The sequence below is a fragment of the Acinetobacter lwoffii genome, from assembly GCF_024129735.1.
GTDB lineage: Bacteria > Pseudomonadota > Gammaproteobacteria > Pseudomonadales > Moraxellaceae > Acinetobacter > Acinetobacter lwoffii_H.
On sequence record NZ_JAMXXK010000026.1, the window covers coordinates 1 to 14,323 of the forward strand.

11 protein-coding genes are annotated in these 14,323 nt (G+C 44.8%); 9 read left to right on the plus strand and 2 right to left on the minus strand.

Annotation, left to right across the window (positions count from 1 at the left end; all coding sequences use genetic code 11):
* Positions 1 to 361 precede the first annotated feature (361 nt).
* The 6 genes from NI469_RS08850 (at position 362) to NI469_RS08875 (ending at position 4,916) form a co-directional block, all read left to right on the plus strand.
* A complete protein-coding gene (locus tag NI469_RS08850; protein ID WP_216986562.1) occupies positions 362 to 1,261 on the plus strand; it encodes an MlaA family lipoprotein in 900 nt (299 codons plus the stop codon).
* A 103-nt stretch (positions 1,262 to 1,364) separates the two neighbouring features.
* A complete protein-coding gene (gigA, locus tag NI469_RS08855) occupies positions 1,365 to 2,333 on the plus strand; it encodes an RsbU family protein phosphatase GigA (protein WP_004732911.1) in 969 nt (322 codons plus the stop codon).
* 112 nt (positions 2,334 to 2,445) lie between these two features.
* The gene (gene gigB, locus NI469_RS08860) at positions 2,446 to 2,964 is read left to right on the plus strand and encodes an anti-anti-sigma factor GigB (RefSeq protein ID WP_216986561.1); all 519 of its coding nucleotides are present in this window, start codon (positions 2,446 to 2,448) and stop codon (positions 2,962 to 2,964) included.
* A gap of 20 nt (positions 2,965 to 2,984) precedes the next feature.
* Positions 2,985 to 3,812: a carbon-nitrogen hydrolase family protein gene (locus NI469_RS08865; protein WP_216986560.1), complete on the plus strand. Its 828-nt coding sequence runs from the start codon at positions 2,985 to 2,987 to the stop codon at positions 3,810 to 3,812.
* Between the two features lie 102 nt (positions 3,813 to 3,914).
* Positions 3,915 to 4,340, plus strand: a complete 426-nt coding sequence (locus tag NI469_RS08870; protein ID WP_004732917.1) for an organic hydroperoxide resistance protein — start codon at positions 3,915 to 3,917, stop codon at positions 4,338 to 4,340.
* 183 nt (positions 4,341 to 4,523) lie between these two features.
* The gene (locus NI469_RS08875; RefSeq protein ID WP_216986559.1) at positions 4,524 to 4,916 is read left to right on the plus strand and encodes a DUF4951 domain-containing protein; all 393 of its coding nucleotides are present in this window, start codon (positions 4,524 to 4,526) and stop codon (positions 4,914 to 4,916) included.
* Between the two features lie 50 nt (positions 4,917 to 4,966).
* On the opposite strand, the gene gspE is transcribed toward NI469_RS08875, so the two are convergent.
* Complete coding sequence (gene gspE, locus NI469_RS08880; RefSeq protein ID WP_253174898.1) at positions 4,967 to 6,454, minus strand: type II secretion system ATPase GspE; 1,488 nt, start codon at positions 6,452 to 6,454, stop codon at positions 4,967 to 4,969.
* A gap of 144 nt (positions 6,455 to 6,598) precedes the next feature.
* Here gspE and NI469_RS08885 point away from each other — a divergent pair, with 144 nt between their 5' ends.
* Together NI469_RS08885 and NI469_RS08890 are read left to right on the plus strand one after the other, a co-directional pair.
* Positions 6,599 to 7,378, plus strand: coding sequence for a hypothetical protein (locus NI469_RS08885; RefSeq protein WP_253174927.1), 780 nt, complete (start codon positions 6,599 to 6,601; stop codon positions 7,376 to 7,378).
* A gap of 9 nt (positions 7,379 to 7,387) precedes the next feature.
* Positions 7,388 to 8,311 carry a mechanosensitive ion channel family protein gene (locus NI469_RS08890; RefSeq protein WP_216986557.1) on the plus strand — a complete coding sequence of 308 codons (924 nt, stop codon included), beginning with the start codon at positions 7,388 to 7,390 and terminating at the stop codon, positions 8,309 to 8,311.
* A gap of 46 nt (positions 8,312 to 8,357) precedes the next feature.
* On the opposite strand, the gene NI469_RS08895 is transcribed toward NI469_RS08890, so the two are convergent.
* Positions 8,358 to 11,066 (minus strand): DUF2339 domain-containing protein, encoded by a 2,709-nt coding sequence (locus NI469_RS08895; protein ID WP_253174900.1) that lies wholly within the window; start codon positions 11,064 to 11,066, stop codon positions 8,358 to 8,360.
* Between the two features lie 161 nt (positions 11,067 to 11,227).
* Here NI469_RS08895 and polA point away from each other — a divergent pair, with 161 nt between their 5' ends.
* Entirely contained in the window at positions 11,228 to 13,990 is a 2,763-nt protein-coding gene (polA, locus tag NI469_RS08900) for a DNA polymerase I (RefSeq protein ID WP_253174902.1), read from the plus strand.
* Positions 13,991 to 14,323 lie beyond the last annotated feature (333 nt).

Consider the following 14,323-nt stretch of genomic DNA (forward strand, 5'->3'; position numbering starts at 1 on the left):
GTCACCAGCAAGCTAGGTCGGCTATATTACTCTCTATCTCTAGAAAGTCAACCAGTAATGAAAACTATTTTTAAACTTTCTTTCTAAAACCGAACTTAATCAAACTTAACTAAGTCATTGTTTTATCAGAAGTTTTAATCTTCATCACCGCCGATGGATGTGCATTCTACAGCATTTCAGAGCCCTTGCAACACCTTTTTCAAGAAAATCATTTTGTATGTATATTTTTTAAGCTTTTCGTGTGTTTTCATTCATTTTTTATACAAATTTGCTTAAATGATGTCTATTCGTGAATATAACGTTTATTATTTTCATACTAATAAGTAGTGCTACTTACACAGAAAAGGCCTCGGGTTACCTTATGCATCGTTCTATTTACTTATCTATATGTTTATTTTCTTTAGCCTCAAGCGCACATGTTTTCGCCGAGGTGGCCACCGATGTGGAAAATCTGGAAAACGAGCCTGCAAAAACGCCACTTAGAACAAAGATCTCAACCAAAGCGCAACAATTACAAACGCAACTGAAAGTTGATGCCAGTGCAGCACAGGCAGAAGAAGTTAAAGATCCTTTTCAGCCCTTAAATAGAAAGATCTATCAGTTTAATGATGCGATTGACCGCACCGTGGTACGCCCCATAGCTGTACAATATGTGGAAAAAGTTCCTCAAGATGTTCGTGGCAGCTATACCCAATTCCGCAGTAACCTGGGTGAACCTTGGAATGTGGTGAATCAGCTGATTCAAGGTCGTCCTGCCCGCGCTGCTAAATCTCTAGGTCGTTTTACTATTAATACCTTAACGACTTTAGGACTGGCTGATCCAGCACGTCGCCTTGGCTTGAGCCATGAAGAGGAAAAATTTGGAATTACTTTAGGGTATTATGGGGTGCCTTCTGGCCCTTATATCATGTTGCCATTTTTAGGTCCAAGTTCTGTCCGTGGGGTGATCGGTACTGCTGTAGATAGTCAGGCCCGTCCACAAAAATACATTCTCGAAGATGAAGATGGACTTTACTGGACTGATCAGTTTTGGCGTGCCATTGATACCCGTTCAGAAATACTGGACGTTGAAGGGGTGCTGACTGGCGATCGCTATGCGCAGATTCGCGATATTTATTTGCAACGTACCAATTATGCAATTGCAGAAAAGAAAGGTACAGAACAAGATACGCTGTTCCTAGAAGATGATTTTGAAGATGAGAATTCTGATGATGCACCTTCTAGTGATAGCAACATTGAATCTTCAAACGAAGATCTTTAAGTTTAAGCTTCATGTATGATTGCTAGTGAAAATCTGTTCGCTAGCAATACTTTGCTTGTTATAGTACATCTTATAACCAATCCTGGGATTGAATCACTTTTTTATGTATTTCATTCAACCGACTCGTGATATTCCTTACTTAGATCAAGTACTTGATACGCTTCCGCATGTTCAGATGATCTATCTGGATGATCATGAACTGTATGACTCTACGATTATTGCGATTGCAGATGTACATGATTATCTGAAATATAAGTGGAATCTACCTACGATTGTACTGGCCTTAGAAAATGAAGGTACTGCTTTGGCTCAGGCCTGGGAACAAGGTGCTTTAGCCGGCTGGATCTGGAACAAGCTTCCCGAGAATCCAGATCTAGCATTACAAAAAATTGATGCACAATATAAGCGTAACCAGGATAGCCGTGACCTTCCTTCTGCTGCAGAACTACAAAAAAAATTGTTACCGAATCCTATTGAACTGACCAATTACGAGGTCGAAACCTATTTTCAGCCTTCAGCCTATCTTTCAGGGGATTGGTATGATTATTGGAAAATCAGCGACAAAGAAGTGATTTTCTATTTGGCCGATGTATCCGGACATGGCGTCACCAGTAGTTTGCTCACGTCCTGGATGGCTGCTTTCCATGGTCGCTCCAAGACGCCGCGCGAGCTGATCAAGAAGCTGAACGGCATGCTGATGCAGGAAAATATTGAAAAGCACATCACCATGATTGCCGGGATTCTTAATCTGGAAACCCATGTATTGAAATGGTCTAGCGCCGGACATTATCCACCACCAATTATATTTGAACCCAATCAAGAGCCTAAAATCCTCTCTTCCAGCAGTTTCCCTTTGGGTTTAACCGAAGATCTTGAAGTTGAGGAAAATGAATGGGTATTAAGTCGCAATGCACGCTTTATTATCTGTTCGGATGGGGCATTAGAACCCTTTGATGGTGGTTTAAATGAACAATTCTCGCAATTATTACACCATTTGCAGAACCAATCTTTTCAGGCTCCGGAACATGTGGCTGACGATATCGCCTTTTTAAGCTTTATCCGCGTAAATTAGCAGTATATTTACAGACTTTATAAGCACTTAATTTGATTACTACTTTCAGCCACTTGAGTATCAATACACCCTATGGGATAATTTAATATCCTTCTCTGCAAATGGCATTTATATGTCAACAGGTCATATTGAATATGCAAGTCTGAACGGAACGCATATTTTTAAGCTTATCGGCGAAGTGCGTGCCCAATCTTGTATTAGTCTAGACAAATTACTGAACAAAATTGAACAGCAAGACAACGTAGTTGGCGCTATCGTTGATCTCACCGAAACTAGTTTCATTGACAGTACCGTACTCGGTGTTTTAGCGAAACTAGGACTCAAACTCAAGCAAGTACATAACATTCAGGCTGTCATGCTTTCTACCAATTCTGACATTACCACTTTGGCCAACAGTATGGGACTGAGCCAGGTGTTTGTGATTCTGAATTATTGTGGCGATCCAAATGTCTGCACACGTGCACTGATGGAAGAACATGTCACGCATCAAAATATGCTAAATACGGTTCTGGATGCACATAAAACCTTGATGAAACTGAATCAAAGCAATCAGAACATGTTTGAACCTTTAGTCAAACAGCTACAGAAAGAGCAAGACAATTTAGATAAAATTTCCGAGCAACAGGTATAACCATCTTATAAGAGGACCCTATGACTTTACTTTCTGTTGTACAAATGAATTCTCAAAATGAAATTGATGCCAATTTCGTGGAGATTGAATCTTTAATTCAACAAAGTAAGGCCAATGGTGCTGAACTGATTGTTTTCCCGGAAAACTTTGTCTGTTTTGCAGCAGGTAAACAGCGTGAAACTGCTGCACAATTTGAAGTGATTCAGCAACGTCTAGAACAACTTGCCCATGAATATGACACCTGGATCGTTGCCGGTACATTACCCTGCCCTTATCGTCCGGATGGTTCAATCATTGAGGATGGCCGGGTGCGTACCGTTAGCCTGTGTATCAGTCCGGAACGGACCGAAGCACGTTATGACAAAATTCACCTGTTTGATGTGCAAGTCGGCGATGCTGTCGGTGGTTATCAGGAATCCAAGTTCTTTGAACCCGGCACAGATGTTGTCGTAGCCAAAACACCTTTTGGCAATATTGGGTTAATGGTCTGTTATGACCTGCGCTTTCCGGAACTGGCGTTAAATTTACGAGCCAAAGGTGCAAACCTCTTGACCGCTCCTTCTGCCTTTACCTATACCACAGGTGAAATGCACTGGCAGCTTCTTCTGCAAACACGTGCTCTAGATAGCCAATGCTCGGTGCTTGGTGCAGCTCAACAAGGCTGGCATGGAGAAAAACGCCAGACTTGGGGACATGCAGCCGCCACCAATAGTCGTGGACAACTTCTTAATATGATCCATGCAGAAGGTACTCAACTCATCACCGTCGACTTTGATTTAAATGAACAGCAAAAAGTGCGTGAATCCATGCCTTTAATGCAACACCGTAGACTTCTTCAACTTTCCTGAATCGTTTCATTTGCTTGCATAAAATAACAAAATCCCTGCTTATTCTTCAGGTGAAATCACCGAGCATAGAAGCTCTACGAAAAATAAACAGGGATTTAACTCATGTCATTAGAAAAAGCCGTCTATACCGCACATGCCAAAGCCACAGGGGGCCGTGATGGCCGCGCCATTTCTGACGATCAGATTCTGGACGTCCAATTGGCCGTACCTAAAGAAATGGGGGGACCAGGCGGTGGAACCAATCCTGAACAGCTCTTTGCCGCAGGTTATTCCGCCTGTTTCTTGGGTGCAATGAAATTTGTTGCCAATCGTGACAAGCTCAATATCAGTAAAGATGCCTATATTGAAGGTGATGTTGGGATTGGTCCGATTCCTACCGGGTTCGGGATCGAAGTGACATTAAACATCCATCTTGAAGGCATGGATCAGGAAGAAGCAAAAAAACTGGTGGATGCTGCGCATATTGTCTGTCCATACTCAAATGCGACCCGTAATAATATTGATGTGAACTTAAACGTAATTACTTAATTTTTTTATTTAACAGCTATCCTGAAAAAAGTTTCAGGATAGCTAGACTTCAATTATAAATTTCAAAATTTACCCGCTTCATCTTTTGTCAAAAGCTACTTCTCTTCCCCACTTGAAAACTGCAGCAAAAACTTAAGAAATTATATATAATGATTCTTATTTACATTTATTCGATTTATATTGATGTTAAAACTAGTTCTTCTGAATTCTCTCCTGCTCCTCACTGCTACAACCTCTTTTGCAGATCTTTATCTCTCAGAAAAAATCCGTCCGAAAATAAAATCTCTGCTCAATACTGAAATTGAACGCCTACCCATTCCTGCAACACCCAACAATATGATTCTGCCTGAATTTGGTAAAGGGATTATTGGCTGGGGAGCTGGCCCCAAAGATGCTGAAGCCCGTTTTCTCAATATTACTCAGGCAGATGTTGAAACAATGAAACAGGAAGGACTGAGTTTAGCAATGGCGCAAGCCTGGCGGAACTTTTATGAAAATGAAACTCTGCGCAATCCGGGCAATCCGACTGGACCTTTTCGTGCACAACTCATGAAAAAAATCGCCAGTCTCTGGTAAATATCCAAAAGTCCTGACGATCCTTATAATAAAAGTAATAGATTAAAAGATTACTCCGCCGCTTCGTTGGTCACTCGCAATACTTCTTCAATCGTGGTTTTTCCGGCCAATACTTTACGCAGACCATCATCACGAATGGAACCTGACTGCTGACGTACATAGCTTTCGATTTCATATTCAGCCGCATTGCCATGAATCAAACGGCGCATATGATCATCGACTGGGACAATTTCATAAATTGCAGTACGGCCACTAAAGCCAGTATTGCCACAACGTTCACAGCCTTGAGGTTGCGGTAATCTTAAATCTTGGGGATGCTCAATATTGCCAAATAGATTCTTCTCGAAAGCATCTGCCTCATGCCAGGTCGCGCAATGTGGACACAAGGTACGCACCAGACGTTGGGCAATTACCCCGATTAAAGAACTGGACAGCAGAAATGGTTCAATTCCCATATCTTTCAGGCGCGTAACCGCACCAATCGCGGTATTGGTGTGTAAGGTGGATAACACCAGATGTCCTGTCAGGGATGCCTGCACCGCAATTTCTGCGGTTTCCAGATCACGAATCTCACCAACCATGACCACATCCGGGTCCTGACGCAACATGGCTTTTAACGCACGGGCAAAAGTCATATCGACTTTGGTATTGACCTGCGTTTGTCCAATGCCTTCCAGCTGATATTCAATCGGATCTTCAGCCGTGAGGATATTTTTGGAACCATCATTCAGATCAGAAAGTGCCGCATATAAAGTGGTGGTTTTACCCGAACCGGTCGGGCCGGTTACCAGAATAATCCCGTGCGGGCGATGTACTAAGGTCTTGAGTCGATCATAGTCATTATTCATCAAGCCCAAATGGGTCATGTTCAAACGGCCAGCCTGCTTGTCCAGCAAACGCATCACCACACGTTCACCATAAGAAGATGGCAAGGTGGATACACGGACATCGACTTCACGACCAGCCAGACGCAAAGAAATACGGCCATCTTGCGGAATACGCTTTTCGGCAATATCCAGTTTGGCCATGACTTTAATCCGTGAAACCAGAAGCGGTGCCAGTTCACGGCGTGGCTGGACAATTTCACGTAACTGACCATCGACCCGTAAACGCACCGACAGTTTTTTCTCAAAAGATTCAATATGAATATCGGAAGCCCCTACACGAATCGCTTCGGATAATAGTGCATTGATCAGACGCACAATCGGTGCATCATCTTCCTGATCCATTAGGTCTTCAGCTTCCGGAACCGAATCAGCCAGACTGAGTAAATCTGGATGATCTTCCAGGCCAGCAGCCACCTGCTGTGATTCCCCGCTATCGCCGGCAAAGCTGGAACTGAGTAACTGGTTAAATTCCTGTTCGCTACAAAGTTGAAAATGAGCCGGATAACCGAGCAGACGGCGAGCTTCCTGCAATGCAAGCATCGAGGTATTGTCACGACGCAGAATAAAAGCCTGATCTCCCTCATAACGCAACAGCACACCATGGCGCTTGGCGAAGCTATATGGGATTTGTAATTGTTTAAGTACTTGCATCGCGGATTATAATAATGATGAAAAAATTTAAATTGAGTGTACTCTAAGCATATGACAGCGTGAAGTATGTTTTCAAAGATTTAGCAAGAAAGGGTGCCAAGATTGCCGCAAGATAAAGATGAATTACTCCCGAATACAGCAAAAATGCGCTGGTGGGGAGAACAGAATTTTGAAATAAATCAATCCAAAGCCTGGCAGTTTGGCTCCTTGCTGTTTCGCCTGACCCGAGGGATTCAGGAATGGCGACTGGAATATTATCGCCCTTCCGTACAATACGATTATGAGCAGCAATGGCATCAGATTGATGATCCGAATTTTGCCTTTCCACCGCCCCTGAAAATTGAACGCTATATGTTCAAATCCACGCAAAAAAAATTGCAACTGATGCCACGTCTTGCAGACCGTTCTGTGGTGATTAAACCAGTCGATCCGATTTATATTCCTGCTGGACAGCGCGGTACGCTTTATATCAGCACGCCCTTATGGATTGCCGGTTTTGTCGAGGGTCAACGCGAACCGATTTTCGATTTACCGGTAATCTTGCCAAAAGACACCTGGTTTGGACCCAATCACCGTTCGGGGGAAATCTGCTACGCCACCGCAGTTGATGGCAGAACCGAACTGAAACAGTTACATCCGCGAGCCTTTCGTGCAGTCACGCCAATTGAGTTTCACAATACCAGTAACCAGCAATTGCGCTTTGACCGAATGAATGTGCCAGTGCCTGCCCTGCCGCTTTTTTACAGTGAAAGTACCGGCCGCTTATGGACCTCGCAAATCCGCGTTTTGCATGAAAGTTCGGACCGTCCACCACGGATTCGGGTCGAAAACCGCACGCCACCAAATGCTGGTGAAGTGGCCTATGTGCATCCACCGCGTGATCCAGCAGGTGCATTATTTAATATGTTTGATTCATTTTTCTAAGGGCGTCTGATGCCAAGTTCAAATATTCCGACCGAAGTCACCAATAGCCTGAAGGGAGTATTTACCAATATCAATACCGATCGTTTGACCGAAGTTTTGGTGGCGGTGGTGTTGTGCTTTATTGGTTTCCTGATTGCGCGCTTTATTTCCAATACCTTTATTCGTACCATTGGTGTACGTTTTAATGCTCATCAAAAACTGGTCTGGCGCCGCGGGATTTTCTATTTTATCTTCCTGTTGTTTGTGATGGCCAGCCTCAAGGAAGCCGGTTTTAAACTCAGTGTCTTCCTCGGCGCTGCCGGGATTTTAACGGTCGCACTGGGTTTCGCTTCGCAAACATCAGCATCCAACCTGATCAGTGGCCTGTTCCTGATTGGTGAAGGTTCTTTTGAAGTCGGTGATACCATCCAGATTACCTTGATTCGTGGGCATACCATTGAAGGCGAAGTGATTTCGATTGATCTGCTCTCGGTTAAACTTTTGACCCAAGATAATATCTATGTGCGTTTACCGAATGAACAGCTAATTCGGGCACCGGTGCAGAACTTGTCGAAATTTCCGATACGGCGGATTCCGATTACGTTGGCGATCAATTTCCATGAAAATATTATCAAGGTACGCGAAGTTCTGCTGGACGTTGCCAATAAATATCCACTGGTACTGGCCGACCCGAAACCTGCAGTCACCGTTACCGCTTTCCGTGAATCTTCGATTGAACTGCTGTTTGCAGTGTGGTGCCAACAGGAAAACTACCTGAAAGTTCGTGATGAAATGCAGGAACGGATTCGCAACGGCTTTGTCGATAACCAGATTGAAATTCCGGTGCCAAAAATGGGCTTTGTCGATCATCCACTTTCCCGTCCTGTAGAAAATGAAGAAATCGATCAATATGCCAATGAAAAGGCCCTCAAAAGAGAGCCTGATCTGAAATAACCCTTAGATTCCCTCTCCTTTTAAAGGAGAGGATTAGGGAAAGGATTCAATGCTCCTTCTCCGGCATCGGTGCAATATAAGCAATCAGCAGCATCACCCCGCCCGCCAGCAGGAATGAAATCACCCGGGTCAGGGTGCCAATATGTGACAGGTCAAATAGTACGAGCTTCAAGGTCACAATCACCAGAATACTGCCGCCTAAAATCCACATCGGTTTCAGTTTTTTGAGCGTTGCTGTCCACATGGTAATCCAGGCCAGCAATACCCAAAGTATGGTCAGACTGAGCTGAACTGTTGCATTGTTCCATAATGCCAGCTCATTAAACGGTGTCTGCAGGTACACATGTAAAGCTCTTAAAACAATATAACTGGAAAGCCATAACAGGCTTAGTACCATTAAAACTGCGATCATGCCTTTATCACGTCCCACTTTAATTTGCTGTAACAGCATCCAGATAAAGCTGGCAAACATGGCGATACTGATCAGATCAAAAGGATTCAGAATTGGCAGCCAGTAATACTGAAAGGCTTGCTGACTAAATAACTGTGAACAAACCAGCCAAGTTGCCATCAGCAATAAACAGCTCTTGGTTTGCCAAAGCTGCTGCCAGCCTGACTGCGGATCCTGTCGATAACACCACAGGCAGAATAATAAAGGTAAAATCATCATGCTCAGATAAGGCATGTTCGGGATCAGACATAAACTTGCCAGAGTCAGACTGCTAAAAACACCAAAACTCATCCATTCCTTGGAGAGCTGCAAGCCAGCCAACGGTCTAAGCCACAAAATGGCTAGTAGCATCGTAGAAAGGGCAAAAACTCCACGTTCAAAACTACTATTCCAGACAATCACCGCATTTTGACTACGATCCAGGGTCAGAATCGCCGCAATGACCAGCAAGGGCGAGATGCCGCTCCACTTCGGCAGTAACCAGGACCACTCCTGATTTTTGCGCAGGATCATTTCATTGAACAGTACATATCCCAGTATGATGATAAATAAACTCAGCACATAGGCATGCTGACTCGGAAATTCATCTTCCAGCAAGGCAAATAACATCAGGCTGGCCGCAACACTTAAACTGCTTAAAAAGCTGACACTCAGACTATCCATCTGCTGCTGGTACTGCTTTTTAAGCTGACTGATGACCACGACTGCCACATAGCACAGACTCAAAATCCAGAAAATGATTCGCGGTGTGGGATTAATCTCGATCAGATAATACAGGCTGCTGAATCCGGCCATCAGCAATAAACCCATGCTCAGATAGTGTGCTACCCGGACATTTTTTTCCAAGGCCCATAAATAAATCAGCACACCTTCAACTGCCCAGCCAATCACAGTCCATTGTTCTGTCAATAAGATCGGTGGCACTAAGGCGAGAAAAATCAGCATCAGGCTCAGATAGCTCTGCGAAATGAGCTGGATAGTTTGTTTACGGCGCAGCAGTGTCCAGCAAGCGGCAAAGACCAGTGCAAAGAACAGGCTTAATCCAGCTTGCCAGAGTTTTTGATTGGGCTGATTAAAATGAATCAGATACAGAAAAATATAAGCGGTAATAGGGGCAGCAAAAATCAGCGCTAAGTCCAATACCGGTTTTAACTGAAACCGTGAGAGATCCTGTCGTGCCAGCAACTGGCTAAAGCGGAAACCTAGCCAGATAAACAGTGCACTATGTGCCAGAATCAGCGCAGTCATGGCATAACGCTCATATGTATAACCATGAATCAGGCTATATATCCCGCCAACGACAGCCGTCACTAAAAAGGCAATTTGATTGAGAATCTTCCATGGTCGGAAACTGCTCAGCACTGCCACCCCGATATTGATCAGCAAATAATAGCTAATCAGCTCAACGGCAGAAGCATCGCGGGTCGGTAAGGTAAACGGCGCCAGATAAGCAATCAGCAAAGCCATCAAAGCCAGTTCGATGCTTTCCTGTTTCAGGCTTAAATATAGAGTGATGGCCAGAATTATTAGGAATAGCAAAGTCGCCAACGGTAACGTGGAAATCACCAGATTGTAATAGGCAAAAAATAAGGTCAGGAACAGACTCCCCAAACCCAGTCCTTCCAGTGCCAGAGCAAAACTCCGATTTTTTTGCATCAGGCGATAACCCAGACCTGTTACACAGCCACTTGCCAGTGCAACCAGGCCCAATTTTGCAGCCAGACTGAGTTGCCAGTGCTCGGTGGCAAAGCGCAGCAGTAAAATAATCCCAATCACCAAAATACTGATTGCGACCTTGAGGACAGGATTCCCCTGAAAAAGCCAGCGCTGCAGTTGATCTACCAGATGAGGAGAATCGTTTACCTCTTGGGCAGACTCGGTTTTCACCAATGGAACAGAATCGGATCGATCCGGTGATCGCTGTAAGGGATCGGCAGAAAGAGATTGTGATTGCAGCTGTATCAAGCGCCCTTCCAGACGTTGCAGCCACCTGAGCAAAAAGAATACCCAGGCCGTAATCCCAATTCCCATCAGCCAATCCAGTTCAGCCAGTCCACCAACAATGGCAGTAATTGAAGAAATATATAAAGGAACTTTAGAATTGCGTTCTAGGGACATCTGCTGCTGTCCGGCCAATTGATTCAGCGGTGCTTCTACCGCAGTGACATATTGCATCACGCTAAAGATAAACCCCAAACCACACAGATAAGTCACAATCTGATAACCCAGATACCAGGCGCTGATCCCGGTAATCAGCAAGGTAATCAGCCAGATCATGCGCAACTCATTCCGTCCTGCAGCCATTCTTATATTTCTCTTTCCTGAATCGTTCCATCATACAACAGCTTGTGCTGCTTATTTCATCTTCGACCGATATTCGCTAAGCTGTAAACTCAGACTCGTCTCAGCGAGCGCGGTAAAAATCACGTACAATAGCGCTGTATTTTGAATAAGGAATTGATTACATGCCACCATTTGTCTTGGTCGATGGCTCTTACTTTTTATTTCGTGCCTTTCACGCACTGCCACCATTAACCACGTCAACCGGTTTACATACCAATGCAATTCGTGGTGCGATTTCTGCTATTCAAAAACTGATGCGCCGGACCCAACCGACCCATATGGCGGTAATTTTTGATACCCCAGAACCGACCTTCCGGCATGAGCTGTCACCGATTTATAAAGGTGACCGTCCCAGCATGCCAACGGAATTATCCGAACAGATTCCTTATCTGCATGCCTTGATCCGCGCTTTGGGCATTCCGCTGCATACCTTACCGGGCGCCGAAGCCGATGACATTATTGGGACACTGGCCAAACGTGCCGAGGCGATGGGACATCAGGTGCTGATCTCTACGGGCGATAAAGATATGGCGCAACTGGTGACCGAAAAAGTCACCCTGGAAGACAGCTTTAAAGAAAAACCGCTGGATGTCGACGGTGTGTTTGAAAAGTTTGGAGTCTGGCCGAATCAGATTATTGACTATCTCACCCTGATGGGCGATGCATCAGATGGCATTATGGGCGTGCCAGGTGTAGGTGCCAAAACGGCAGCAAAACTGCTCACTGAATATGGCTCGATCGGCGGCATTTTAGAAAATGTCGACAAGATCAAAGGCAAAGTCGGTCAAAATATTAAAGAACATGTCGATGGCATTGCACTGGACCATCAGCTGGCCAGTATTGTCATCGATCTGGATCTTAATTTTGGTTATGACGATTTAAAACTGGGTGAGCCAAATATCGAGACCTTGCGTCATTTGTACACCGAGCTGGAATTCCGTAACCAGCTGCAGTCCTTAGATCACCCGAACAACCCGAATAATTCAAATTACCAGCAGGCGGCAAAATCTATTAACGCCAAAGCGGTTACAGCACCAGAACCTCTGGAAGACCATGCGTCTGTAACCAGCAGTGATGACCAGCTAGGTCAAGCGACCTACCACACAGTATTAAGCCAGCAGGACTGGGACACACTGTTTGAGCGCCTAAGTACCGAAAAACGTTTTGCCTTTGATACCGAAACCACCAGTTTGGATTATCGTATTGCACAGATTGTCGGTTTCTCGGTCGCCTTCGATGCGCAGAATGCTTATTATGTTCCCTTGGCACATGATTATGAAGGCGCACCGGAGCAGCTGAATCGTGAAGTAATTCTGGCGCAGATCAAACCAATTCTGGAAGATGAGTCTGTAAAGAAAATTGGGCATCATCTGAAATATGATGCACATGTACTGGAAAATCATGGCATTCATCTGGCAGGCTGGTATTTCGATACCATGCTGGCTTCCTATGTCCTGAATTCTGTCGCGACCCGTCATGGCATGGATGATGTGGCCCGTCTGTATTTGAGTCATCTGACCACGACTTATGAACAAGTGGCCGGTAAAGGTGCTAAACAAAAGACCTTCAACCAGATTCCACTTGAAACTGCAGCACATTATGCCGCAGAAGATGCACATGTCACCTATCGCCTTTATGAAGTCTTGAGCAGCAAATTGCAGGCACACCCTGAACTGGTGAATATTCTGCATAATATTGAAGTTCCGGTCGCACGTGTACTGACGCAAATGGAAGAAAACGGCATCGAACTGGATCTTGCTTTTCTGGATCAGCTTGGGGGCGAATTTTCCAACACCATGCACAATCTGGAAAACCAGATCATGGAAATTGCCGGTGAAAGCTTTAATGTCAGCTCACCTAAACAGGTCGGTGAAGTTCTGTTTGAAAAGCTGGGGCTAAAAGGCGGTAAAAAAACCACCACCGGACAATACAGTACCAGTGAAAGTGTACTGGAAAAAATTGAACATCCGATTGCCCAGCTAATTCTGGAATATCGTGGTTTGTCCAAGCTGAAAAGTACCTATACCGATGGCTTATGCAAACAGGCCAATCCTGATACCCATCGTGTGCATACCAGTTATCATCAGGCACTGACTGCAACTGGCCGTTTATCATCGACTGATCCAAACCTGCAGAACATTCCGATTCGTGCCGAAATTGGCCGTCAAATTCGCAAGGCGTTTGTGGCACCGGAAGGTCGTGTTTTGCTGGCAGCCGATTACTCACAAATTGAATTGCGTCTCATGGCCCACTTATCTCAGGATGAAGCCCTGCTGGATGCATTTATTCATGGTCAGGATGTACATCGCCGTACCGCAGCGGAGGTTCTAGGCATTCCGTTGGAAGAAGTGACCAATGACCAGCGCCGTCAGGCCAAGGCCGTCAACTTCGGCCTACTTTACGGCATGTCCGAGTTTGGTCTGATCCGACAGTTAGGTTTTACCCGTCAGGAATCACAGAATTATATCAAGCAGTATTTCCACCGTTATCCGGGCATTTATGACTATATGCAGCGTACCCGTCAGGTCGCATTAGAACAGGGTTTTGTTGAAACCTTGCTCGGACGCCGTTTATATACCCCAGATATCGATGCCCGTAATATGATGGTGCGTAAAGCGGCAGAACGTGCTGCGATTAATGCCCCGCTACAAGGTTCGGCCGCAGACATTATTAAAATGGCAATGATTGAAGTCGACAAGATGTTGCCGAAAGATCAGGCCAAAATGCTGCTGCAAGTTCACGATGAACTGGTGTTTGAAGTCGATGAAGACATTGCCGATGAACTGGCACCTAAACTGGCTGAAGTGATGCAATCGGTACTGCAGATTTCTGTACCATTGGTGGTAGAAGTGGGTAAAGGTAAAAACTGGGATGAGGCGCATTAATGTGCCTTTAACCCCATCTTCCTTATAGGAGGTGAGGAATATATTCCGCAAGGGGATGGAGGGGATTTTAATTTATAATCCTCATCTACAGGCAGCGATATTAAAATCTTTTCTGCTATCAAGTTTCGAACGCATATTTTTCTATTTTTAGGAAATCAGCAGCATTACTGGTTCAGAGTATCCAAGTTCCCTCTCCTTCCAGGAGAGGGTTAGGGAGAGGTTAATATCCCATCTTCTTCTTGTACTGCGATTAAAACTTGTTCACGGTTTGGGAAGTTTAACAAATCCCTTCCAATCTCCCTTATCTAAAGGGAGGAGCAAATAAAAAGGACG

Coding starts and splice junctions, on each gene's coding strand:
- NI469_RS08870 (WP_004732917.1), top strand. CDS start 3,915: ATGTCATTAGAAAAAGCCGTCTATACCGCACATGCCAAAGCCACAGGG.
- NI469_RS08895 (WP_253174900.1), bottom strand. CDS start 11,066: ATGGCTGCAGGACGGAATGAGTTGCGCATGATCTGGCTGATTACCTTG.
- gspE (WP_253174898.1), bottom strand. CDS start 6,454: ATGCAAGTACTTAAACAATTACAAATCCCATATAGCTTCGCCAAGCGC.
- NI469_RS08850 (WP_216986562.1), top strand. CDS start 362: ATGCATCGTTCTATTTACTTATCTATATGTTTATTTTCTTTAGCCTCA.
- NI469_RS08890 (WP_216986557.1), top strand. CDS start 7,388: ATGCCAAGTTCAAATATTCCGACCGAAGTCACCAATAGCCTGAAGGGA.
- NI469_RS08875 (WP_216986559.1), top strand. CDS start 4,524: ATGTTAAAACTAGTTCTTCTGAATTCTCTCCTGCTCCTCACTGCTACA.
- gigA (WP_004732911.1), top strand. CDS start 1,365: ATGTATTTCATTCAACCGACTCGTGATATTCCTTACTTAGATCAAGTA.
- gigB (WP_216986561.1), top strand. CDS start 2,446: ATGTCAACAGGTCATATTGAATATGCAAGTCTGAACGGAACGCATATT.
- NI469_RS08865 (WP_216986560.1), top strand. CDS start 2,985: ATGACTTTACTTTCTGTTGTACAAATGAATTCTCAAAATGAAATTGAT.
- polA (WP_253174902.1), top strand. CDS start 11,228: ATGCCACCATTTGTCTTGGTCGATGGCTCTTACTTTTTATTTCGTGCC.
- NI469_RS08885 (WP_253174927.1), top strand. CDS start 6,599: ATGCGCTGGTGGGGAGAACAGAATTTTGAAATAAATCAATCCAAAGCC.